Raw genomic sequence first — 22800 nt, forward strand, 5'->3', positions numbered from 1 at the left:
TCGTGAATGTCGATCAGCCCTGACAAGGGGCCGTTCCCCAGCCGTTCGTGCTGAGCCAACCCAGGGCTTTCGATGCCCAGTATAAATGGCGGGAGGCGTATGAGGCGATAGCATCTACCCCGACGCCGTCCCCCGCCGATGTTGCAACAAGGCAACAATCTCTCCTCGCTTGCAATCCTTTGCAATCGGATGTTGCAAACGATTGCTGGTCTGATATGGATCAATCGTTAGCCTCCGAAGCGGGGCACCTGAGGAGGAGAGATGCCATGACGATGAAGGTGCTGCTTACCTGCGGCTCGACGATCGCGATGACTGCGATGTTCGCCGCTGCCCCCGTCGCCGCCCAGACGACGACAACGCCGGCTGCGCCCGCGAGCGCCACGACGCCCGCTGCGGATCAGGCGGCTGCGGCCGGTGCGATCCCCGATGCGGCGGCGCAGAGCGAGGACATCGTCGTCACCGCTTCCACCGGCGAACGCTCGCGCTTCCGCAGCTCGATTTCGGTGTCGCAGCTCAGCAATGAAGCCATCCAGAACTTCACGCCGCGCTCGGTCGCCGAAATCCTGCGCAACGTTCCGGGACTCCAGCCGTCCGACACGGCGGGTCCGGGCGGCAACGCCAACATCGGCGTGCGCGGCATTCCGGTGTCGACCGGTGGTTCGGAATATGTCGCGCTACAGGAAGACGGCCTGCCCGACGTGCTGTTCGGCGACATCAACTTCGGCAACAACGACTATTGGATCCGCTTCGACCAGAACGTGAAGACGGTCGAGGCGGTGCGGGGCGGCTCGGCCTCCACCTTCGCCAGCCAGGCGCCGGGCGCGGTCATCAACTTCATCAGCAAGACGGGTGAAAAGGCGGGGGGCGAGGTCGCCTACAGCAACGGCCTGGGCTTCCGCGAACACCGCGTCGACTTCGATTACGGTGCGCCGATCGACGACACGACCCGCTTCCACATCGGCGGCTATGCGCGCAACGGCGGCGGCTACACCAACGAGAATTTCAACATCCTGCGCGGCTATCAGATCAAGGCCAACCTGACCAAGGATCTGCCCGACAACCGCGGCTACATCCGGCTGCTGTTCAAGCGGCTCGACGAACAGGCGCCGACCAACACGACCACGCCGTCGCTGGCGACGGTGAAGGGCAACACGATCAGCAACTTCCAGCCGCTGCCGACCTTCGACGGGCGCGATGGCTCCGCCTATTCGATCTATAACCGCTATTTCCAGTATCTCGATTACGACGGCGGCGGCATCAAGACGGCCGAGATGCAGGGCATCCACCCCCGTGTCACCAGCATCGGCGCGCAGTTCCACTATGACATCAGCGACAATCTGACCCTGGACGACACGATCCGCTATCAGTGGATCAGCGGCAATTTCACGACGCAGTTCATCAACGTCACCAACCGCGTCAACACGGTCGCAGGCGTGTCCTGCGCGGCGACGTCGCCGGGCGCGAACGGCGTGATCGGCTCGTGCGTCAACGGCCAGATCGTCGGCTCGATCCGCTATGCGGCGGGGCCGAACGCGGGGCAGGTCTATACCGGCAGCTACATCAACAACAATCCGAACATCAACACGTTGATGAAGAACATGAACAACTTCGCCAACAACCTGACGTTGAACGGCAAGTTCGACGTCGGCCCCGGCAAGGCGCGGGTGACGGCGGGCGTGTTCGTGATGAAGCAGAACATCGTCCAGGACTGGCACGTCAACCGCCAGTTCAGCGAGCTGAACGGCACCAATGCGGCACCGCTCGATCTGTTCTCGACCACCGGTACGCAGCTGACGGCCGCGGGGCAGGCCGGGTTCAACGACAATTGGGGCAGCTGCTGCGCCCGCCGTGTCGACCTCACCTATACCGATGCCGCACCGTTCCTGCAGGTCGGCTATGAGGTCGGCGGGCTGAACCTCGACGCCAGCGTCCGCTATGACAGCGTGCATGGCGAAGGCACCGCGCAGGGCGGCGTCGCCGGTCCGACGACGCAGGTCCGCGACGCGCTGGGCGTCGCGCTGATCCCGTCGCTGGTGCTCAGCGCCACGCCCGAGAAGATCGATTATACCGACCATTACGTCAGCTGGTCGCTCGGTGCGCTCTATGCGCTCAGCAACAACACCAGCGTCTTCGCCCGCGCCAGCCGCGGCGGCCGCTTCAACGCCGACCGGCGCGTGCTGTCGGGCAATTTCAACGCCGACGGTTCGCTCAATGCGCAGGGGCAGGCGACCTCGGTCAACTTCCTCAACCAGCAGGAAATCGGGCTGAAGCAGCGCGGCGGCGTGCTCGGCGGGTCGTATTCGGTCGAGATCACCGGCTTCCATTCGACGCTGACCGAGAACAACTACGACTTCACCCGCATCAACCAGCCGGCGCCGAACAACAATCCCAACATCTCGAACGGCTATCGGTCCTATGGCGTCGAGTTCTCGAGCCGGTTCAATGCGGGCAACTTCAACCTGGCGGTCGATGCGACCTATGCCGCCTCGAAGATCGTCAGCAGCGCGACCGCGGCGCTGGTCGGCAACAAGCCGGGCGGCCTGCCCGACTTCCTGTTCGTCGTCTCGCCCTCCTACGATGCCGGCCCGGTCGCCTTCGGCGTCAGCGTCAACGGCCAGACGAGCACCAAGTCGGACGATTTCAACCTCTACACGATCAAGGGCTCGACCTTCGTCAACGGCTTCGTGACCGTGCGCCCGACCGAGCGCGTCGAGCTGGGGCTGAACGTCAACAACCTGTTCGACAAGCTCGGCTTCCGCGGCGGCGGCAGCCTGGGGCCGACGGTGTCCTCGACCACCGCCGTCTTCAACAACACCGCGCTCTACGGGCGCACCGTGACGGGCTCGGTCCGCTACCGCTTCTGACGGGTTTCCCCGGTTCTTCCCCGGAACGGGCGGGGCGGCTTCGGCCGCTCCGCCTTTTTCGTTCGCGCGACCCTACAAGGCCTCGAACACGAAGGCCGCACCCGCGAAATCGCCCTTCAGCGGCGCCCGCAGGCCCGTCGCCATCCAATAGGCGCCGCTCGCGCTGGCCGGCACGCCGGCCGGCAGCGCGCCGCCGCCGAGCATCCGCACCGCATAGCGCCGCGCCGGATCGAGCCCCTGGGGCAGGATCGCCGGCGGATTGTCGCGCCACATCGACGAATGCAGCATCTGGAACAGCACCGCCTGCCGCCCGTCCCGGCCGACATACATCGTCGCCGAGGTGGAGGCGGACGCCTCCGGGCTGACGAGGCGGTAGAGATTGCCGCGCTGCACCGTCGCCCGGATCGTCTTGTAGGCGGCGATCCATTTCGATGCGGTGGCGACATCCTCCGCCTGCCACTTCAGCAGATTGGCACCGATGCCAAGCCCGCCCTGCATCGCCGACAGGAACCGATAGTCGAGGCTGGTGACCCGCGTGTTCGCCCAGTTCGGGCTGTCTGTCACCCAGGCCATCATCACCGCCGGCGTATAGGCATGGGTGAAGCCGTCCTGGATCGCCAGCCGGTCGGAGGGATCGGTATTGTCCGACGGCCACACCTCGTCCACCCAGCGCAGCATGCCGAGGTCGACGCGGCCGCCGCCGCCGGCGCAGCCTTCGATCTCCAGCGCCGGATGGCGCCGCCGCAGTTCGGCCAGGATCCAGTAGAGGTTGCGGACGTAATCGACGTACAATCGCTGCTGGTCGGCGGGCGACGCGCCGGGCCAGCCGGGTTCGGTCCAGCGCCGGTTCACGTCCCACTTCAGAAAGGCGATGTCGTTCTCGCTCACCAGCCGGTCGAGCCAGCCGAGGATATGGTCGCGCACATCGGTCCGCGCGAGGTTGAGGACGAGCTGGTTGCGCGCCTCGGTCCGCGGCCGGCCGGGAAAGCCGATCACCCAGTCGGGATGCGTGCGATAGAGGTCGCTGTCCGGATTGACCGATTCGGGTTCGACCCACAGGCCGAAATCCATGCCCAGCCCCTTCACCTTGTCGATCAGCGGCTTGAGGCCATGCGGGAACTTGCGCGGATTGACCGTCCAGTCGCCAAGGCCCGCGCGGTCGCTGTCGCGCGCGCCGAACCAGCCGTCGTCGACGACGAAGCGTTCGGCGCCGATCGCCGCCGCCTTCTCCGCCAGCGCCATCTGGCCCGCCTCGGTGACGTCGAAGGTGGTCGCTTCCCAGCTGTTGTAGAGCACCGGGCGCAGCTTCGCGCGGGCATGTTCGGGCAGGATGTGCGTCAGCTGGAAGGCGTGGAAATCGCGTGACGCCTCGCCCATGCCATGGCCCGAATAGCCGACGTAGAACACTGGCGTCTCCAGCGTCTCGCCGGGTTTCAGGCTCCAGCCGAAGTCATAGGGATTGAAGCCGCCGGCGATGCGCACGCGGCCGAGCACGTCCTGCGCGACGCTGATCCGGAACGATCCCGACCAGGCGAGCCCGCCGTACCAGACGGGGCCGTGCGCCTCGTCCGTCTGCCCGGTCTTGCCGATCGCGAACCACGGATTGTTGGCATGGCCGGTCAGGCCGCGGCGGCTCTCGATCGCGGTCAGCGCCGGGGTGACCGGCACATCCTTCAGCGTCCATTCGGCGGCGTGGCGGCCGGTGAGATAGCTCAGCCGGTAATCGTCGCCGGCGGGCAAGGTGAAGACCGCGGCGGCGATCTGGTCGATGCGCACCGGTCGCTTGCCGCCGTTGCGCACGCTTGCCGAGCGAGCGAGCACGCCGGTCGCCGGGTCGATCGTGTAGCGCAACGTGACGAAGAAGGGCTGGCTGATATCGGCAAGCTCGACCGTCAGCGTCTCGCCATCGACGCGGTGGCTGCGGTATTTCAGCACGAGGTCGCGATTGCCGTCGGCGAAGGCGACCTTGATGCCGGGATCGGTGACCAGGCCTTCGCCCTGACCCGGATATTCCTGCGCGGTGACGGTCGGCGCGGGATCGAAGCTGGAAGGTTCGGCGACGATCGGCGGCGCCAGCGGGTCGCCCTCGGCGACGGCGGCACCCCAGTGGATGGGGCGCAGATAGCCCTTGTCGTCGACCCCCAGCGCATAGGTGACGCCGTTGCCGTCCAGCCGGAACACGCGCGCGCCGGCCGGGGCGGTGACCCGCGCCTCCGCCGTCTGCGCGTGCGTGAGGATGGGCAGCGCGAGGAGGGGAAGGGCGAGCAGCAGGCGATGCCTCATCGCGCCATCTCCACCCGCGCCGCGTCGCCATCGAGGATCAGGCGGAACCACGGCGCCGCGGTGCCGCCGAAATGCGCGCGGCGGGTGGCGGCGGTGTCGGGCACGGCGCCGTTGAGGCCCCAGGCATCGACGAAGCTCAGCACGTCCAGCTCGCCGGTCACCCACCAGCAATAGGCCTGGTACGGCTCCTGGCGCGGATTGGCGGCGACGAGGCCCGATCCGTTGAGCGGCCGCCACGGCCCGGTCATCGCATCGGCCACCATGCCATAGAGGCCGGTCGGCGCATCGATGCCCTGAGCGAAGCGCTTCGCTTGCGTCGACCAGAACAGATAATAGCGGCCATCCCGATGGATGACGTGCGGCCGCTCCAGTTCGCTGTTGACGCCGATCGCCTCGACCAGCGGCGGCGCCAGCGACCAGGGCGCATCGGCACGCGCGCGGCGGGCGACGCCGATCACGCCGTCGTGCACGTCCTCCACCCAACCGGCCGAACCGACGAACAGCAGGTATTCGGCGCCGTCATGGGGATCGCGAAACACGCCGGGATCGCGAAATCCCTTGATCCGCCCGTCGGTCGCCGCCGCCTCGTCGGCGCGCAGATAGGTGTCGCCGTCCGCCGCGACCGACTCGACCGGCACCGTCCAGTCGCTCAGCCGTCCATCCACGAAGCGTCCGCGCGTCTCGAACAGGCGCTGTTCGAAGGTGCGCGGCGCCCCGCGCCGGCCGGCGGCGGTAAAATACATCGTCAAAGTCGTCTCGTCCGCGTCGAGCACCGCCGATCCCGACCATTCCCGGCTGCCCGGTGCGAAGCCGTCGGGAAAGGCATCGCCATGGTCGCGCCAGCCGTCGGCACCGTGGCTCGTCAGCCGGATACGCGCGGCATCGTGGCGATCGTCGGGGTCGTCGAAGCGCGGCGTCGCAAGGAAGAACCACCAGCTGCGGCCCTGATGCAGCATGCTGCGTCCGTCGGCATAGGCGATCTGCCACATGTCCCAGACGTCGTGGCCGGGCAGCACCGGCACGACATCGGCGGCGGCGATGACGGGCAGCGCGGCGGCGGGCTGGTCCGCGGCGCGGCGGGCATCCTCGGCGCGCCAATGGGTGGTGACGGGGGCGGGTGCTGCGGCGAACGCGGCGGAGGGGGCAGGACGGGTCATAGGGTCTCCAGCGCGAAGAGCGCGACGCTCTCCGCCTTCATCGCCGGCAGCGGCAGGCCGGCCTGGGCGAGCCAGTCGCCATCGAACGTCACGCCGCCCCCGCACCCGTGTCCGCGCCCCTGTCCCCACCCATGTCCGCGCATGACGGCGAACAGCGGCGCATCGGGGGCGGGGTGGCCATCCTCGGTGGCGAGGTCGATCAGGCGCACGCGGGTCGCGCCCGCGCCGGCGAGCGGCGGCAGCGTCAGGGCAGGGGGATGGCGCAGACTGGTCGGCGCGATGCGGGTGACGCTCAGCAGCAGGTCGCCGGGTTCGCCGTGCATCTGCCAGACGAGACCGTCCGGCCCTTCGCCCAGCCAGACGCGGCCATGGTGCAGCCGGTCGCGCAGCGCCTTGTAGCGCGCGATCCCGGCGGCCAGCACCTCGGCATCGCGCACGCCCATAGCGGCGGGATCCAGCTCGACGCCAAGATGGCCGGGCAGCGCCACGGCGGTGCGGAACGCCATGCCCTGCCGCCGGCCGGTGGAATGCGCCGGCGAAGCGCCGACGTGCGCGCCCATCATCTCGGGCGGCATGAAATGCAGGAAGCCGCGCTGCATCGCGACGCGGCTCACCGCATCGATACAGTCGCTGGTCCAGAACCGGTGCGTGCGCGCGGCGATGCCGGCATCGATCCGTCCGCCGCCGCCTGCGCACGCCTCGATCTCCAGCGCCGGGTGCGCCGCGCGCAGCCGGTCGAACAGCGCATAGGCGCCCAGCACCTGCGCGTGGTAGCCGGCATGGCCGCGCGCATCGCCGGCCGGGGCGAGATCGCGGTTGTGGTCCCATTTCAGATAGGCGATCGGCAGGTCGCGCAGCAGCGTGTCGATCGCATCGAACAGATGATCGCGCACCGCTTCCCGGCCCATGTCGAGCACCAGCTGGTTGCGCGCCGTCAGCAGCGGCACGCCGTCCAGCTGCAACGCCCAATCGGGATGCGCGCGGGCAAGATCGCTGTCCGGATTGACCATCTCCGGTTCGAGCCACAGGCCGAAACTCAGCCCCAGCCCGGTGACGTGGCGGGCGAGCGGCCCCAGCCCGCGTGGATATTTGCGCGGATCGGCCGTCCAGTCGCCCAGGGCGGCGGTGTCGTCGTCGCGGCCCCGGAACCAGCCGTCGTCGAGCACGAACCGCTCCACGCCCAGGGCGGCGGCCCGATCGGCCAGCGCCATCAGCGCCGCCTCGTCATGGTCGAAGTAGAAGCCTTCCCAGCTGTTCACATGCACCTGCCGCGGCGGCATGCCGTCCGCCGGCCAGGGCGCGCGGGCGCGGACCGCGGCGTGGAAGGCCTGGATCGCGCCGTTGAGGCCCGCGGGCGAGCAGGTCGCCAGCATCTCCGGGCTGTCGTACCGACCGCCGGGTGCCAGCCGGATCTCGCCGGAGGCCAGCGCCTCGCCCATCTGCAACGTCCAGAATCCGTCGTCGTCGCGCTCGACGGCGAGGCGGTGGTTGCCCGACCAGGCGAGCTGCGCGGCATGGACGCGGCCGCCATGCCACCCCGCCTCCGGCCCCATCACGAACAGCCCCGGCGGCCCGGCATGACCGGTGAGGCCGCGGTGGTTCTCACGTAGCCAGCCGTGCGCGGGCATCGGCTCCGCTTGGGGCACGAACTCGGCATTGTGGCGGCCGGTGAAGCTGCGGATGCCGGCGCAATCGGCGGGCAGCGGCAGCGTACCCGCGGCAAGCCATGCGACGTCGAGCATGCCGTCGCCGCGATTGACGACGCTGGCCGACAGCGTCGCCACATCGCCGGCCAGCGCGATCCGCTGTACCAGGGCGACCTCGGCGGCGGCGTCGACCAGGGTGACGGTCACCGCATCGTCTGCCTGTTCGATCGCCTCCACCACGAAACGCTGCGCGAAGGCGCGTCCGCCGCGATGCGCATGCAGCGCCGCGGGGCCGAACCAGCCGGTGCCGAACGCCGGCGCGACGGTCAGCGGCTGGTCGTCGTCGAGCGAAAAGGACGCCGCGGGCCGCACGTCCGCCAGCGGCGGCAGCCCCGCCGCAGCGACGCGCGGCCCCCACCAGCGCCACGCCGGCGGCGCCTCGCCGCGCGGCTCCAGCACCAGGCTGCTCGACGGGCCGTGGAACGCGATCATGCCGCGGTCATGCCGACCGGCAGCCCTTCGGCGTTGCGCGCGCGTACGCTCCACACCGCGGCGGCGGCGGCGAACATCAGCACCCCGCACAGCGTCAGCACGTGCCGCGGATCGCCGCCGAGCAGGGTGTCGTAGAACGCCCACATCGTGGCCGAGAAGATCAGCATCGGAATGACGATCATCATGTTGAAGATCCCCATGTAGACGCCGGTCCGCTCCGGCGGGATCGACCCTGCGAGGATCACATAGGGGTTGCCCATGATGCTCGCCCAGCCGATGCCGACGCCGATCGCGGGCAGGAACAGCATCCATTTTTCGGTGACGTGCGGCAGCCACAGCATGCCGATCCCGGCGAGCACCAGGCAGGCCGCATGCAGGCTCGCCGCGCCGATCCGCTTGGCGAGCGGCACCATCGCAAAGGCGGCGACGAAGGCGACGGCATTGTACCACGCCGCCATCTCGCCATTGGTCAGCACCGCCGAATGGAAGCCGGACGAGGTGGCGACATTGGTGCCGTACACCGACCGGCCGATCGCATAGATGACGTACGCCCAATAGGCCGCCATCGCATACCATTGGAACAGGCTCATCAGAGCCAGCTTGCGCATCGCCACCGGCATGTCGCGGATCGCCGCACCGATCTCGGCGAGCACCGCGCCCGGCGTCTTGGGCTCGGCGGCGATGCGTGCGCGCTCGGCGGTGGTCAGCGGCAGCTCGGGGACCCGGCGGATCGACCAGACGATCGTCCCGAAGCTCAGCGCGGCGCCGACCATGAACGCGATCCGCGCGGTATAGGGGATGTTGTGCGCGTCGACCCAATCCTGGTTCATCCCCGCCCAGACGAGCAGCGACGGGGTCAGGAACGCGAGCATCTGCGCAAGGCCGGTGAACGCCGACTGGGTGAGGAAGCCGATCTGGTGCTGGTTGGCGTTCAGCCGGTCGGACACATAGGCGCGATAGGGCTCCATGGTGATGTTGTTGCCGGCATCGAGGATCCACAGCATCGACACCGCCATCAGCAGCGACGACGACAGCGGCATGCAGAACAGCCCGATCGCGCACAGCACGGCGCCGACCAGGAAATAGGGCGTCCGCCGTCCCCAGCGCGAATCGGTGCGATCGCTCATCGCGCCGATCAGCGGCTGGACGAGCAGGCCCGTGATCGGCCCCGCCAGCTGCAACAGCGGCAGCGATGCCTCCGCTGCGCCCAAGTAGCTGTAGATCGGCGCCATGTTGCCCTGCTGCAGCCCGAAACTGAATTGCAGCCCGAGGAAACCCAGATTCATCTCAAGCACCCGTCCCAACGACAGCTGCGGCTTGGAATCAGGCATGCGCATCGGCGTCCTCTCTGGCGATGGGCCCGTCTCCGGCGAGCTTGCGCGGCATCGTACCATCATCCGCTGCAAACACAACAATCGATTGCAGTTATACTTCCTCTCCCGATGACAGCCGAATGGTGGAGGAGGAGGTCAGCGATGCCATTGGCCGGGCAAGACGTAGCTTGCCTCTCCCTCCGTCACGCCTTCGGCGCGACACCTCCCCCTGGCGGGGGAGGATCGGAGTGATGAAATCGCTGCAACGGCAGCACCAGGCCGGCGACGACCAGATACGTCGCATCCGCCATCCCGGCGACTGCCTGATTGAGGCGCCCCGCGGCATCGCGGAACCGGCGACCGAGCGGGTGGTCGGGGACGATGCCCATGCCGACCTCGTTACTCACCACGTATACCGGCACCGGCGCTCGGGATAAGGCCGTCAGCAGATCGGTGGTGCGCGCCGCGATATCATGCTCGCCGAGCATCAGGTTCGATAGCCACAACGTGAGGCAGTCAACCAGCACCGCGCCTTCGCCGATACCGCCGATCGCCTCGGGCAGCGCCAGCGGACATTCGACCGTCGTCCAGCGTGCATCGCGATCCGCGCGGTGGTGCGCGATGCGCTCACGCATCTCCTCGTCATGCGCCTCTGCCGTAGCGAGATAGTGCAGCGGCCCCGCATGCGCCTCCGCCGCACCTTGCGCCAGCCGGCTCTTGCCGGAGCGTGCGCCGCCCAGGAACACCATCGTCGCCATCTTGCCTTCGTCTCCCCATCGCCCTAGGGGCGCCGACGCGACAGGTTCCCAGAGATGGGATGAAAAGGGAACCCGGAAGCGAGCCGCGCTCGCCATCCGGGGCTGCCCCCGCAACTGTGACCGGCGAGCCTTTGCTCCTTCCGCGCGCCACTGGATGTCACCATCCGGGAAGGCCGGGCAAGGCGACGACCCGGGAGCCAGGAGACCTGCCCGTCGCGGTTGTCCTTCGTGCCGACGGGGTGTGCGGTGCGATCGAGGGGTTTCCTCGCGTGACGACGGTGTTGGGGGCGTTGCGTGGGCGGACCGGTTCCGGCTGCCGCGGCGTCGCGTCCCCGTTGTTGAACGACGATGAGGGAAACCATCGTGACGAAATACTCCTATCTGATCATGCTGCCGTGCATCGCGGCGGCGACGCCTGCATTCGCGCAAAGCGCGCAATCCACCACCGGCCTCGAACAGGCGGCCGATGCGGGCAGCGACATCCTGGTCACCGCCAACCGCGCCGCGCGGCCCGCCGATACCGTCGGCCAGTCCGTGACGGTGCTCGACACGCGGACGATCGAACAGCGCCAGGCGGTGGTCGTCTCCGACCTGCTCCGTCAGACGCCGGGCGTCACCGTGACGCGCAACGGCGGCGTCGGCACCGCGACCTCGGTCAACATCCGCGGTGCGGAGAGCGACCAGACGGTGGCGCTGATCGACGGCATCAAGCTGAACGATCCCTCCTCGCCCGGTGGCGGCTTCAACTTCGGCAACCTGCTGATCGGCAACATCGCGCGCATCGAGGTGCTGCGCGGCGCCCAGTCGGTGCTGTGGGGCAGCCAGGCGATCGGCGGCGTCGTCAACCTCATCACCCGCCAGCCGACCGAACAGCTGAGCGTCAACGCCCGCGCCGAAGGCGGCTGGCACGAAACGGGGCAGGGCTTCGCCAACGTGTCGGGCAAGGCCGGCCCCGTCTCGGCCAGCCTCGGCGGCGGCTATTACACCACGGACGGCATCTCCGCCTATGCGCCGGGCACGGAGCGCGACGGCTATCGCAACTATGCCGCCAACGGCAGCCTCGGCATCGCGCTCGCATCGGCGATATCGGTCGATCTGCGCGGCTTCTACTCGAACGGCCGCACCGATATCGACGGCTTCCCGGCGCCCCGCTTCGTCTTCGGCGACACGCGCGAATATGGCGACAGCGAGCAATGGACGGGCTACGCCGGCCTCAACGCCGCGCTGTTCGACGGACGCCTGCGCAACCGCTTCGGCTATGCGCACACCGACAGCAACCGCCGCAACTACGACCCCGACGGTACGCCGCAGGAAACCTTCTACGGCAAGGGGCGCAACGACCGCATCGAATATCAGGGCACGGCCGACGTCACCTCCGCGGTGTTCGCGACCTTCGGTGCCGAGCGCGAGGTGTCGCGCTTCACCACCTCGAGCTACGGCGGTCCGCAGACGCGCGGCCGGGCGCGCATCTTCAGCGTCTATGGCCAGCTGGCGGTGACGCCGGTCGCCGGGCTGACCGCGACGGGCGGCATCCGTCACGACGACCACAACATCTTCGGCGGCGCCACCACGGTGTCGGCGAGCGGCGTGTGGTCGCCCAACGGCGGCGCCACCGCCTTCCGCGCGAGCTATTCGGAAGGGTTCAAGGCGCCGACGCTCTACCAGTTGCAGAGCGAATACGGCAACGCACGGCTCGACCCGGAACGCTCGCACGGCTGGGACGCGGGCGTGACGCAGAAGGCGCTGGGCGGCGCGGTCGAGGCGAGCGCGACCTATTTCCGGCGGACCTCGTTCGACCTCATCACCTTCGTCTCGTGCACCGCGCCGCTCACCGGCATCTGCGCCGGACGGCCGAACGGCACCTATGACAACGTCGCGCGTGCGCTGGCGCAGGGTGTCGAGGCGACGCTGCTGCTGCGCCCGGTCGAGGCGCTGACCTTCAGCGCCAGCTACACCTATCTCGACGCCAGGAACCGCTCGACCGGCACCGCCAACTTCAACCGCGCCCTGCCGCGGCGACCGGACAACAGCGTCACGGTGAACGCCGACTACCGCTGGCCGTTCGGCCTCACCACGGGCGCGACGATCACCGCGGTCGGCGACAGCTTCGACAACGCCTCCAATGCGCGCCGCCTCGACGGCTACGTCATCACCGACGTGCGCGCCGCCTTCCCGGTCGGCCGCCATGTCGAAGTGTACGGGCGTATCGAGAATGCCTTCAACGAACGCTACCAGACGATCTATCAATATGGGCAGCCGGGGCGCGGTGCCTTTGGCGGCATCCGGCTGACCTATTGATGATCCACGCATCCGTCCTCGCCACCTTCACCGCCCATGGCGGACGGGTGGCGGCGGCGCGCGCGGCTTTCGGCGGCGAGAACTGGATCGACCTGTCGACCGGCATCGCGCCGTGGAGCTGGCCGGCCGAGACGGTGCAGCCGGCGCTCGACCGGCTGCCCGAACCGGATGAGCTCGCCGCGCTGGAAGCGGCGGCGGCACAGGCATTCGGCGTCGCCGATTTCGCATGCGTGGTGGCGGTGCCGGGCACCGACCTCGCGATGCGGCTGCTGGCGCCTTTGCTGGGTGCAACCCGTGCTGCCGTTCTGACGCCGGGCTATGCCGGTCACGCCGCGGCGTGGCCGCATGCGACCGCGATCCCGCACGTCACGCCGGATGCGGTCGCCGGTTGCGATCTCATCGTGCTGGCCTGCCCCGCCAATCCCGATGGCCGCGTCACCGATCCGGCACTGTTGCGCACGCTGGCGCGCGACAGGATCGTGGTGGTCGACGAGGCCTATGCCGATCCCGAACCGGGGCTCGCCGCGCAGGCGTCGGACCGGCTGGTGGTGCTGCGATCGTTCGGCAAATTCTATGGCTTGCCCGGATTGCGGCTGGGCTTCGTCATCGCCGGCCGGGCCGTTGCGGACCGGTTGCGCGCGATGCTGGGCGACTGGCCCGTCACCGCGCCGGCCATCGCGATCGGCACCGCCGCCTATCGCGACGCCGCCTGGCGCGCCAGGCAGCAGGCGCGCATCGTGGAGGCGGGCGCGATGCTCGACCGCCTGCTCGGCGATGCAGGGTTGGCGATCGTCGGCAGCGCGCCGTTGTTCCGGCTGGTCGCACATCCACGCGCGCACGACCTGTTTGCGGCACTGGCGCGGCATGGCATCCTGACCCGTCCCTTCGCCGACGCGCCCGACCGGCTGCGCATCGGCCTGCCACGCGGTGCCGCCGCGCTCGCCCGTCTCGCCGCTGCCCTGGAGTCGTTTTCCCGATGACCGATACGCCCGACGAACACGCCCGCCACAACGCCCGCATGGCGCGCCTTGCCGCCGCCCGTGCCAAGATGCAGGCGCGTCGCACGCTCGAACGCGGGCTGCTGATCGTCCACACCGGCAACGGCAAGGGCAAATCCTCCTCCGCCTTCGGCATGGCGATCAGGAGCATCGGCTGGGGGCTGAAGGTCGCCATCCTGCAATACGTCAAGGGCAAGTGGGAAACCGGCGAACGCACCTTCTTCGAGGCGCACCCCGACCTCGCGACCTTCGAGGTGATGGGAAAGGGCTTCACCTGGGACACGCAGGATCGCGCGCGCGACATCGCCGCCGCGCGGGCGGCGTGGGAACGGTCCAAGGCGATGATCCTCGATCCCGCGTTCGATTTCGTCATCCTCGACGAACTCAACATCGTGCTGCGTGACGACACGCTGCCGATCGACGAGGTGGTGGCGTTCCTGAAGGAGCGGCCGCTCACCAAGCACATCTGCATCACCGGCCGCGGCGCCAAGCCCGCGCTGATCGAGATCGCCGACCTGGTCACCGACTTCACCGAGGTGAAGCACCCCTACCATGCCGGGTTCAAGGCGCAGAAGGGGGTCGAATATTGATGCGCCGCCTGCTCGCTCTTGCCGCGCTGCCCTTGCTCTCCGCCGCGCCGCCGCACCTGCCGCGGATCGTGTCGATCAACCCGTGCATCGACGCCGTGCTGATGCAGGTCGCCGATCCTGAGCAGATCGCCGGCATCAGCCATTATTCGCAAGACCCGCGCGCGACCTCGATCCCGCTTGCCCAGGCGCGCCGCTTTCGCGCCACGTCGGGCACCGCCGAGGAGGTGGTGGCACTCGCCCCCGACATGGTCATCACCGGCCCGCACGTCGAACCGGCGACGATCGCCGCGCTGCAACGGATGCATATCAAGCTGGTGCAATATCGGGTGCCGGATACGGTCGCCGACAGCGAGGCGCAGGTCCGCGACATCGCGCGGATCGCCGGCCACCCCGCCCGCGGCGAGGATCTGGCCGATCGCATCGCGGCGGCCGCCACTCCGGTGCGGGGGGCACGCGTGCCGGCGCTGATCTGGCAATCGGGAGGACTGGTGCCGGGCGGCGGCACCTTGCCCGACGACCTGCTGACCCGCGCCGGCTTCCGCAACATGAGCGCCACCTATGGCCTCAAGAAATGGGACGTGCTGCCGCTCGAATATCTGATCGCCACGCCGCCGCGCGTGCTGCTGTCGGTAGGCGCGGCCGAAATCGGCGAGGACCGGCTGACCTCGCACCCGGCAGTGCGGGCGCTGGGGCAGCGGATCAGGATCGCGCCCTATCCCGCCCGGCTGATGAACTGCGGCGGGCCGACGATCATCGCGGCGATGGCGCGGCTGCGCCAGGTGCGCAAAGGAATGGGAGCATGACCCGGCTCAATCTGTCGCTCGTCGTCCTGCTGTTGCTCGCGGCCGCGCTGTCGGTCGCGGCAGGCAAGGTGTGGGTGCCGTGGGATGCCTGGACCGCCGCCGACCCGCGCTCGATCATCATCGTCGAACTGCGCCTGCCGCGTACCGCGCTGGCGCTGCTGGTCGGCGCCGCGCTCGGCCTGTCGGGGGCGGTGATGCAGGGCTATCTGCGCAATCCGCTGGCCGATCCGGGCCTGTTCGGCGTGTCGTCGGGCGCGGCGCTGGGGGCGGTGCTGTCGCTCTATTTCGGCTATGCGGCGCAGGCCTGGCTGCTGCCCGGCTTTGCGCTTGCGGGTGCCGCCGCGACGATGGCGTTGCTCGCCGTGATCGCCGGCCGATCGGGCAGCCTCATCCTCTTCACCCTCGCCGGCATGATCCTCACCAGCATCACCGGCTCGCTGACCGCGCTCGCGATCAGCCTTGCGCCGACGCCGTTCGTCGCATCGCAGATCGTCACCTGGCTGATGGGCGCGCTGACCGATCGCAGCTGGAACGATGTCGAGGTCGCCCTGCCGCTGATGGCAGTGGGGGCGGTGCTGCTCGGCACCACGGGGCGCTCGCTCGATGCGCTGACGCTGGGCGAACCGGCGGCGCGCTCGATGGGCGTCGATCCGGGCCGCCTGCAAGGCGTGGTGATCGCCGGCGTCGCGCTGACCGTCGGCGCGGCGGTCGCGGCGGCGGGCGTGGTCGGCTTCGTCGGGCTGATGGTGCCGCATCTGGTCCGCCCGCTCGCCGGCAACCGCCCCTCGGCGATCCTGCTGCCCTCCGCCCTGGCCGGCGCGCTGCTGGTGACGATCGCCGACAGCTTGGTGCGGATCGCGCCCACGGTCAGCGAATTGCGGCTCGGCATCGCCATGTCGATGCTCGGCGGCCCCTTCTTCTTCTATCTCTTGATCGCCATGCGCCGGAGGCTCGCATGAGCGTGCTCGCCGCCGAAGGCCTGTGCCTGTCGCTCGGCGGCCGGCCGGTGCTCGACGACGTCAGCTTCGCCTTCCGGCGCGGGCGGGTGACGGCGCTGCTCGGGCCGAACGGCGCGGGCAAGAGCACGCTGCTCGGCTGCCTCGCCGGCCTCCGCGCGCCCGATGGCGGGCGGGCGACGCTGGATGGCGCCGAGGTGCGCGGGCTGGACCGGCGTGCGCGCGGGCGGGCGATCGGCCTGCTGCCGCAAGCCGCCGACGTCCACTGGGACATCGACGTCGCGACCCTGGTCGGCCTCGGCCGCCTGCCGCATCGGGGCCGCTGGGGCGAAACCGATGCCGATCGCGCCGCGGTGGCGCAGGCGCTCGCGGCGACGGACATGACGGCGCTGGCGAGCCGCGGTGTCGAGCGCCTGTCCGGCGGCGAGCGCGGTCGGGCGCTGCTGGCGCGCGTGCTGGCGGGCGAGCCCGACTGGCTGCTCGCCGACGAACCGCTCGCCAGCCTCGACCCTGCGCACCAGCTCGACGTGGCGGACCGGCTGCGCGCCGTCGCGGCTGGGGGGGGCGGCGTCGTGCTGGTGCTGCACGACCTCAACCTCGCCGCGCGCATCGCCGACGATGCGGTGCTGATGCGCGACGGCCGCGTCGTCGCGGCGGGCGCGGCGGCGGAGGTGCTGACCGCGCCGCGCATCGCCGAGGCCTATGGCGTCGCGGTCGAGATCGGCGTCACCCCGGCGGGGCAGCGCTTCATCCTGCCGCTGGCGCGGTGAGCCATGCCGCGCCGCTGCTCGCCATGCTGATCGCGGAGGCCGCGCTCGGCTATCCGCGGGCGTGGCCGCATCCGGTGATGGCCGTCGGCGCGCTGATCGCGGCAGGGGAGCGCGGCTGGAACCACGGCGGCGCGTGGCGGCAGCGGGGCGGGGGCGTGGCGCTGCTCCTGCTGCTGGTCGCGCTGTCGGTCGGGATCGGCCTCGCGATCGAACGCCTGGCGGGCGATGGCTGGGGGCTGATCGCCATCGTCGCGATCGGCACCACCGGCCTGGCCCAGCGCAGCCTCCACGATCATGTCGCGGCCGTGCTGGTGCCGCTCGCGCGCGGCGACCTCCCGGCGGCACGCGCGGCGGTGGCGATGATCGTCGGGCGCGATACCGAGGCGCTGGATGAGGCGGGCGTCGCCACCGCCGCGATCGAGAGTCTGGCGGAAAGCTTTTGCGACGGCGTCGTCGCCCCCGCTTTCTGGTTCCTCGTCGCCGGCCTGCCGGGGCTGTTCGCGGCCAAGGCGATCAATACCGCCGATTCGATGATCGGCCACCGCACGGCGCGCCTCCTGCGCTTCGGCTGGGCGGCGGCGCGCGCCGACGACCTCGTCAACTGGCTGCCGGCGCGCCTGTCGGGCGTGCTGATCTGCTGCGCCGGGCGGGGCGGGTGGCGGACGATGCTGCGCGATGCGCCGCATCACGCATCACCCAACGGCGGCTGGCCGGAGGCGGCGATGGCGGGGGCGCTCGGCCGGCGGCTGGGCGGTCCGGTATGCTATGATGGCGAGCCAGCGGCGCGCGCGATCCTCGGCACCGGTGCCGCGCCCGATGCTGCCGACCTCGCCCGCGCCCTGCGGATCTATCGCATCGCCTGCCTCCTGCTGTGGTGCCTGGTCGGAGCGCTCGCATGGCTGCGGTGATGCTGCAGGGCACGGGATCGGACGTCGGCAAGTCGGTGCTCGTCGCCGGCCTGTGCCGCGCCCTCGCCAATCGCGGCCTCACCGTCCGCCCGTTCAAGGCGCAGAACATGTCGAACAACGCCGCCGTGGCCGCGGACGGCGGCGAGATCGGCCGCGCGCAGGCGTTGCAGGCGATGGCCGCGCGCGTCGCCCCCGGCGTCGACATGAACCCCGTCCTGCTCAAGCCGCAGAGCGACCGCACCGCGCAGCTGGTCGTCGCCGGCCGCGTGCGCGGCACGCTGGCGGCGGGCGACTACCGCCGCCGCAAACCCGAATTGCTCGCCGAGGTGCTCGCCGCCTATCGCCGCCTGTCGCATGCCGCCGATATCGTCGTGGTCGAAGGCGCCGGCTCGCCGGCCGAGATCAACCTGCGCGCCGGCGACATCGCCAACATGGGCTTCGCGCGCGCAGCGGGCGTGCCGGTGGTGCTGATCGGCGATATCGATCGCGGCGGCGTGATCGCCTCGCTGGTCGGCACCCATGCCGTCCTCGACCCCGATGATGCGGCAATGATCCGCGGGTTCCTGGTCAACAAGTTCCGCGGCGATCTCAGCCTGTTCGACGACGGCCTCGCCGCGATCACCGCCCGAACCGGCTGGCCGAACCTCGGCGTCGTCCCCTGGCTGGCCGATGCGGCGCGGCTGCCGGCGGAGGATGCGGTCGCGCTGGGGCGTGACGGCGGCACGGGTGCCGGGCCGCTGATCGCGGTGCCGATGCTGTCGCGCATCGCCAATTTCGATGACATGGATGCGCTCGCCCACGAACCCGGAGTGCGCCTCATGATGATCCCGCCGGGCCAGCCGCTGCCCGGCGACGCGGCGCTCGTCATCCTGCCAGGGACCAAGGCGACGATCCCCGACCTCGCCTTCTTCCGCGCGCAGGGCTGGGATGTCGATCTTGCCGCGCACGTCCGCCGCGGCGGGCGCGTGCTCGGCATCTGCGGCGGCTATCAGATGCTCGGCCGCACGATCGCCGACCCGCTGGGGCTGGAGGGCGCGGCGGAGACGGTCGCCGGGCTCGGCCTGCTGCCGGTCGATACCGTCCTTGCCGCGGCCAAGCAGACGCGCGCGGTGACCGGCCGCCTCGCCGCCTCCGGTGCGCGCATCACCGGCTACGAGATCCACGCCGGTGTCACCATCGTTGCAGACGGCGCAGCGCCGTGGCTGCATCTCGACGACGGGCGCGTCGACGGCACGTCGCTGGACGATGGACGGATCGCCGGCTGCTACCTCCACGGCCTGTTCGACCGCGCGGAGGCCCGCGCGGCGCTGGTCGCGGAACTCGGCGCGGCATCGGACGGGCTCGATCGCGTCACGGTGATCGACGCCGCGCTCGACGCCATCGCCGCGACATTGGACCGCGTGATCGATATCGATGCGGTGATCGCGCTCGCCGGGGAAGCCGCATGACCGAAGACGACATCTGGACGCATCTCGACGCCCTCGCCAAGCCGCGGCGCAGTCTCGGCCGGCTGGAGGCGCTGGCGGTACGACTTGCCCTGACGCAGCAACGGCTCGATCCGCGCACCCGCCCGCGGCGGATCGTGCTGTTCGCGGGCGATCACGGCTGCGTCGCCGACGGCGTGTCGGCCTGGCCGTCCGATGTGACCGGGCTGATGGTCGCGACCATCCTCACCGGCCGCGCCACCAGCAACGCCCTGGCGGCGGCGCACGGTTGCGACCTGCGGCTGGTCGATGTCGGCGTCGCCGCTCCGGCACCCGCCGATCCGCCCGCCTTCTACCGGTCGGCGCGGATAGCGCCGGGAACCGCCAGTCTCGCGCATGGGCCTGCCATGGATGCAGCCGGCTTCGATGCCGCCTGGGGAATCGGCGCGGACGAGGCGGAGCGCGCGGTCGACGATGGGGCCGCCGTGCTGATCGCCGGCGAGATGGGGATCGGCAACACCACCCCCGCCGCGGCGCTGACCGCGCTGCTGGCCGGTGCTCCTGCGGCAGAGGCGGTCGGCAGCGGCGCCGGTGCGGATGCGACCGTCATGGCGATCAAGTCGCGCATCGTCGCGGCCGCGGTCGCGCGCGCGCGTCCGTTGCTCGATCACGAACCCCGCGCCGCCATCGCCGCTGTGGCGGGTTACGAGATCGCGGCGATGGCCGGCTTCTTCGCGCGCGGAGCCGCACGCGGCGCGACGCTGCTGCTCGATGGCTATGTCGCGACCGCCGGAGCGCTGATCGCCGAACGGCTGGCGCCCGGCACCGCACGCGCGATGATCGCCGGCCATCGTTCCGCCGAGCCGGGGCATGGCGCCGCCCTGGCGCATCTCGGGCTCGCGCCGCTGCTCGACTGGGGTATGCGGCTGGGGGAGGGGAGCGGCGCATTGGTGGCGCTGCCCCTGCTCGATGCCGCCGCGGCGCTGCTCGGCGATGTCGCGCGGCTCGATGCGATCGGCGCGGATCGACGCGATTGAGCCTGCGCGCGCCGCTTTGGGCGCCGCCGCTGCTGGCGGTGCAGTTCCTCACCCGGCTGCCGGTGCCGTGGCTCGATCGGCTGTCGGCGGATGCGGCGCGCGACGGCCTGTCGCGGGCGATGGCGTGGTTTCCATTGGTCGGCGCCGGTATCGGCGTCGTCACCGCTACCGTCTTCGCTGTCGCCGGTCTGCTGTGGCCGCCTTTGGTTGCCGTGCTGCTGGCGCTGGCGGTGGAGGCGCTGCTCACCGGCGCATTCCATGAGGACGCGGTTGCCGACTTCTGCGATGCGTTCGGCGGCACCGCGCGCGGCGCGGATGCGCTGCGCATCATGCGCGACAGCCGGATCGGCAGCTATGGCACATTGGGGCTGGTGCTCGCCGTCGGCGTGCGGCTCGCCGCGATCGTCGCGCTGCCGCCCGCATGGGCCTTCGCCGGCATCGTCGCCGCCGCGAGCATGGGACGATTATGGGCGGTGCTGCTCGCCGCGCTGGTGCCGCCGCCGGCGGACGGGGAGGGGCTTGCCGCACGGATCGGCAGCGGCCTGCCGCGCGCACGGGTGGCGCTCGCCGTAGGCCTGACGCTGCCCGGCGTGCTGCCATTGCTCTGGCTGCGGCCCGCGGCGCTGCTGGCGAGCGCGATGATCGGCGCCGTCTTCCTCCTCTGGCTCGCCCGGTTCCTGCGCGCCCGGATCGGCGGCAGCACCGGCGATTGCCTGGGTTTCGCCGCCTATATGGGGCAATTGACGGTGCTGCTCGCCACGGCGGCCGCATGACCGCACGGGTCCTGCTCGTCCGCCACCCGCCGGTGGCCAAGGCATGGGCGGGGCGCTGCTACGGCCGCTCGGACATGGGCTGGAGCCGCGCCGGCACCGTGCTGGCGCGCACGCTCGCGGTCGCGCTCGCTGCGCAGGCGCCGGCGCGCATCGTCCATTCCGGCGCCCGGCGCACGCGGCAGCTGGCGGATCGGGTCGCCGCCCTGGTCGGCTGCCCGATCGCCGCCGATCCACGCTGGCTCGAACGCGATTTCGGGACGTGGGAGGGGCGAAGCTGGGATGCGATCTGGCGCGATACCGGCGACCTGATGGATGGCATGATGACCGATCCCGCGGGTTTCCGTCCCGGCGGCGGTGAAACCGGCGCCGATCTGGCCGCCCGCGTCAAGGCGGCGTGGCAGGCGCTGCCCACGGCGGGTGATACGCTGGTCGTCGCCCATGGCGGCCCGATCGCGGCGATCCGCACCTGGCTCGCCGGCGAACCGCTCGACCAGATGGTGGCGCACATCCCGCAGCTGGGCGAGGTGATCGTGCTGCCCCGTCAGTCGTCGATGCCGAAATTCAATCCGCGCGACACGCTGGGATCGACGACCGCGATCAGCAGGTAGGCGAAGAACTGCCGCACCCGCTGTACCGGGCCGGTATGCGCCTTGTACCACGCCTTGGTGACGGGCTGCGACCGCGCGATTTCACCCTCGACATAGCCGCGGACATGGTCGGCGAAGGCGCGGTCCTGCACGCGGAACATCAGTTCGAGGTTGATGAACAGGCTGCGCATGTCGAAATTCGCCGAACCGACGTGCACCGCATCGTCGATCACGTACAATTTCGTGTGCAGCTTGGTCGGCTGGTATTCGAACAATTGCACGCCCTTGCGCAGCAGCCCGGCATAGGTGAAGCGCGCCGCCGCGATCGTCGCATTGTTGTCCGACTTGGCGGCGGTCACCACCCGCACCTTGGCTCGCCGCCGCCCGGCCCTGTCCAGCCGGCGCAGGATCGTCGGCGATGGCGTGAAATAGGCGGCGATGATGTCGATCCGCTTGCCGCGCTTCAGGTCGTCGCGCACCGCCCGCGCCCAGGGCGACAGCCGCCGCGTCGGCCCGCCGATCAGCCAGCGCGTCGCGCCCTTGCTCTCGCTCCATTGCGCCAGCGCCTTGTTCAGCGGGCGGACGCGGCCCTTGGGGCTCTGCAGCCAGTCGTGCAGCGCGTCGAAATAGCCCGCCAGCCGCCCCGCCGCCGGCCCTTCGATCAGCAGGCCGAGGTCGCGCCACGCTTCCTCGGCCGGCGTGCCGAAATAATCGTCCTCGACGTTGAAGCCGCCGACGATGATCCGCTGCCCCTCGGCCCCGGCGTCCGACAGCGCCAGTTTCTGATGGTTGCGCAGCAGGTAGCGCCGGCCGAACCGCGGCGAGAAGCGGCACACCGATACGCCCGCCGTCCGCAGGGGGGCGTAGAAATCCTCGTCCGTCTCGCTGCCGAACCCGTCGACGATCAGCGCCACCGCCACGCCGCGCTCCGCCGCCGCGATCAGCGCGGCGTTGACGCGCCGGCCGGTCGCATCGTCGGCGTAGATGTAATAGAGGATGCGCAGGGTTTCGCTCGCGCCTTCGATCAGGGCGAGCAGCGCATCGAGTCGCCGCGGCCCGGTGTCGAGCAGCGTCAGCCGATTGCCGTCGACATCGAAGGTCGGCTGGGGGGCGGGCGCGTCCATTGGCGCTGCTGTGGGGGCT

The 22800-nt window shown here is 70.3% G+C and carries 18 protein-coding genes and 1 riboswitch; of the genes, 12 read left to right on the forward strand and 6 right to left on the reverse strand.

The genetic code is table 11. From position 1 onward, the window contains the following. Nucleotides 1-266: 266 nt before the first annotated feature. On the forward strand, nucleotides 267-2864 hold the full coding sequence (locus ACTZQ5_RS11940; RefSeq protein WP_443585410.1) for a TonB-dependent receptor domain-containing protein: 2598 nt from the start codon (nucleotides 267-269) through the stop codon (nucleotides 2862-2864). Between the two features lie 72 nt (nucleotides 2865-2936). Here the strand turns inward: ACTZQ5_RS11940 and ACTZQ5_RS11945 are convergent, their stop codons facing one another. From ACTZQ5_RS11945 to cobU, 5 genes are all read right to left on the reverse strand, one after another. After that, on the reverse strand, nucleotides 2937-5147 hold the full coding sequence (locus ACTZQ5_RS11945; RefSeq protein WP_443585411.1) for an alpha-galactosidase: 2211 nt from the start codon (nucleotides 5145-5147) through the stop codon (nucleotides 2937-2939). Continuing rightward, nucleotides 5144-6304, reverse strand: a complete 1161-nt coding sequence (locus ACTZQ5_RS11950; RefSeq protein ID WP_443585412.1) for a glycoside hydrolase family 68 protein — start codon at nucleotides 6302-6304, stop codon at nucleotides 5144-5146. The genes ACTZQ5_RS11945 and ACTZQ5_RS11950 overlap by 4 nt, the downstream gene beginning before the upstream one ends. Then, nucleotides 6301-8442: an alpha-galactosidase gene (locus ACTZQ5_RS11955; protein WP_443585413.1), complete on the reverse strand. Its 2142-nt coding sequence runs from the start codon at nucleotides 8440-8442 to the stop codon at nucleotides 6301-6303. The genes ACTZQ5_RS11950 and ACTZQ5_RS11955 overlap by 4 nt, the downstream gene beginning before the upstream one ends. Further along, nucleotides 8439-9779, reverse strand: coding sequence for an MFS transporter (locus ACTZQ5_RS11960; RefSeq protein WP_443585414.1), 1341 nt, complete (start codon nucleotides 9777-9779; stop codon nucleotides 8439-8441). The genes ACTZQ5_RS11955 and ACTZQ5_RS11960 overlap by 4 nt, the downstream gene beginning before the upstream one ends. Nucleotides 9780-9958: 179 nt before the next feature. Beyond that, nucleotides 9959-10513, reverse strand: a complete 555-nt coding sequence (cobU, locus tag ACTZQ5_RS11965; protein WP_443585415.1) for a bifunctional adenosylcobinamide kinase/adenosylcobinamide-phosphate guanylyltransferase — start codon at nucleotides 10511-10513, stop codon at nucleotides 9959-9961. A gap of 25 nt (nucleotides 10514-10538) precedes the next feature. Beyond that, nucleotides 10539-10741: riboswitch (cobalamin riboswitch) on the forward strand. A gap of 159 nt (nucleotides 10742-10900) precedes the next feature. Between cobU and ACTZQ5_RS11970 the strand changes: the two genes are divergently transcribed. The 11 genes from ACTZQ5_RS11970 to ACTZQ5_RS12020 are packed head-to-tail and all read left to right on the forward strand — an operon-like array spanning nucleotide 10901 to nucleotide 21678. After that, a complete protein-coding gene (locus ACTZQ5_RS11970; RefSeq protein ID WP_443585458.1) occupies nucleotides 10901-12811 on the forward strand; it encodes a TonB-dependent receptor plug domain-containing protein in 1911 nt (636 codons plus the stop codon). After that, nucleotides 12811-13791, forward strand: a complete 981-nt coding sequence (locus ACTZQ5_RS11975; RefSeq protein WP_443585416.1) for an aminotransferase class I/II-fold pyridoxal phosphate-dependent enzyme — start codon at nucleotides 12811-12813, stop codon at nucleotides 13789-13791. Before ACTZQ5_RS11970 ends, ACTZQ5_RS11975 begins: the two co-directional genes overlap by 1 nt. Continuing rightward, a complete protein-coding gene (gene cobO, locus ACTZQ5_RS11980; RefSeq protein WP_443585417.1) occupies nucleotides 13788-14399 on the forward strand; it encodes a cob(I)yrinic acid a,c-diamide adenosyltransferase in 612 nt (203 codons plus the stop codon). Before ACTZQ5_RS11975 ends, cobO begins: the two co-directional genes overlap by 4 nt. After that, nucleotides 14399-15202, forward strand: a complete 804-nt coding sequence (locus ACTZQ5_RS11985) for an ABC transporter substrate-binding protein (protein WP_443585418.1) — start codon at nucleotides 14399-14401, stop codon at nucleotides 15200-15202. Before cobO ends, ACTZQ5_RS11985 begins: the two co-directional genes overlap by 1 nt. Then, nucleotides 15199-16161, forward strand: a complete 963-nt coding sequence (locus ACTZQ5_RS11990) for a FecCD family ABC transporter permease (RefSeq protein WP_443585419.1) — start codon at nucleotides 15199-15201, stop codon at nucleotides 16159-16161. Before ACTZQ5_RS11985 ends, ACTZQ5_RS11990 begins: the two co-directional genes overlap by 4 nt. Further along, nucleotides 16158-16928, forward strand: a complete 771-nt coding sequence (locus tag ACTZQ5_RS11995; protein WP_443585420.1) for an ABC transporter ATP-binding protein — start codon at nucleotides 16158-16160, stop codon at nucleotides 16926-16928. Before ACTZQ5_RS11990 ends, ACTZQ5_RS11995 begins: the two co-directional genes overlap by 4 nt. Continuing rightward, nucleotides 16925-17836 (forward strand): adenosylcobinamide-phosphate synthase CbiB, encoded by a 912-nt coding sequence (gene cbiB / locus ACTZQ5_RS12000; protein ID WP_443585421.1) that lies wholly within the window; start codon nucleotides 16925-16927, stop codon nucleotides 17834-17836. Before ACTZQ5_RS11995 ends, cbiB begins: the two co-directional genes overlap by 4 nt. Beyond that, nucleotides 17824-19284, forward strand: a complete 1461-nt coding sequence (locus ACTZQ5_RS12005) for a cobyric acid synthase (RefSeq protein WP_443585422.1) — start codon at nucleotides 17824-17826, stop codon at nucleotides 19282-19284. Before cbiB ends, ACTZQ5_RS12005 begins: the two co-directional genes overlap by 13 nt. After that, nucleotides 19281-20297 (forward strand): nicotinate-nucleotide--dimethylbenzimidazole phosphoribosyltransferase, encoded by a 1017-nt coding sequence (cobT, locus tag ACTZQ5_RS12010; RefSeq protein ID WP_443585423.1) that lies wholly within the window; start codon nucleotides 19281-19283, stop codon nucleotides 20295-20297. Before ACTZQ5_RS12005 ends, cobT begins: the two co-directional genes overlap by 4 nt. Further along, nucleotides 20294-21070 (forward strand): adenosylcobinamide-GDP ribazoletransferase, encoded by a 777-nt coding sequence (locus tag ACTZQ5_RS12015; protein ID WP_443585424.1) that lies wholly within the window; start codon nucleotides 20294-20296, stop codon nucleotides 21068-21070. Before cobT ends, ACTZQ5_RS12015 begins: the two co-directional genes overlap by 4 nt. Then, nucleotides 21067-21678, forward strand: coding sequence for a histidine phosphatase family protein (locus ACTZQ5_RS12020; RefSeq protein ID WP_443585425.1), 612 nt, complete (start codon nucleotides 21067-21069; stop codon nucleotides 21676-21678). The genes ACTZQ5_RS12015 and ACTZQ5_RS12020 overlap by 4 nt, the downstream gene beginning before the upstream one ends. Here the strand turns inward: ACTZQ5_RS12020 and ACTZQ5_RS12025 are convergent. After that, the gene (locus ACTZQ5_RS12025; protein WP_443585426.1) at nucleotides 21612-22781 is read right to left on the reverse strand and encodes a phospholipase D-like domain-containing protein; all 1170 of its coding nucleotides are present in this window, start codon (nucleotides 22779-22781) and stop codon (nucleotides 21612-21614) included. The genes ACTZQ5_RS12020 and ACTZQ5_RS12025 overlap by 67 nt on opposite strands. Nucleotides 22782-22800 lie beyond the last annotated feature (19 nt).

Origin of the sequence: Sphingomonas cellulosilytica, assembly GCF_052321755.1 — a bacterium.
In the GTDB taxonomy this organism is placed as follows: Bacteria; Pseudomonadota; Alphaproteobacteria; order Sphingomonadales; family Sphingomonadaceae; genus Sphingomonas.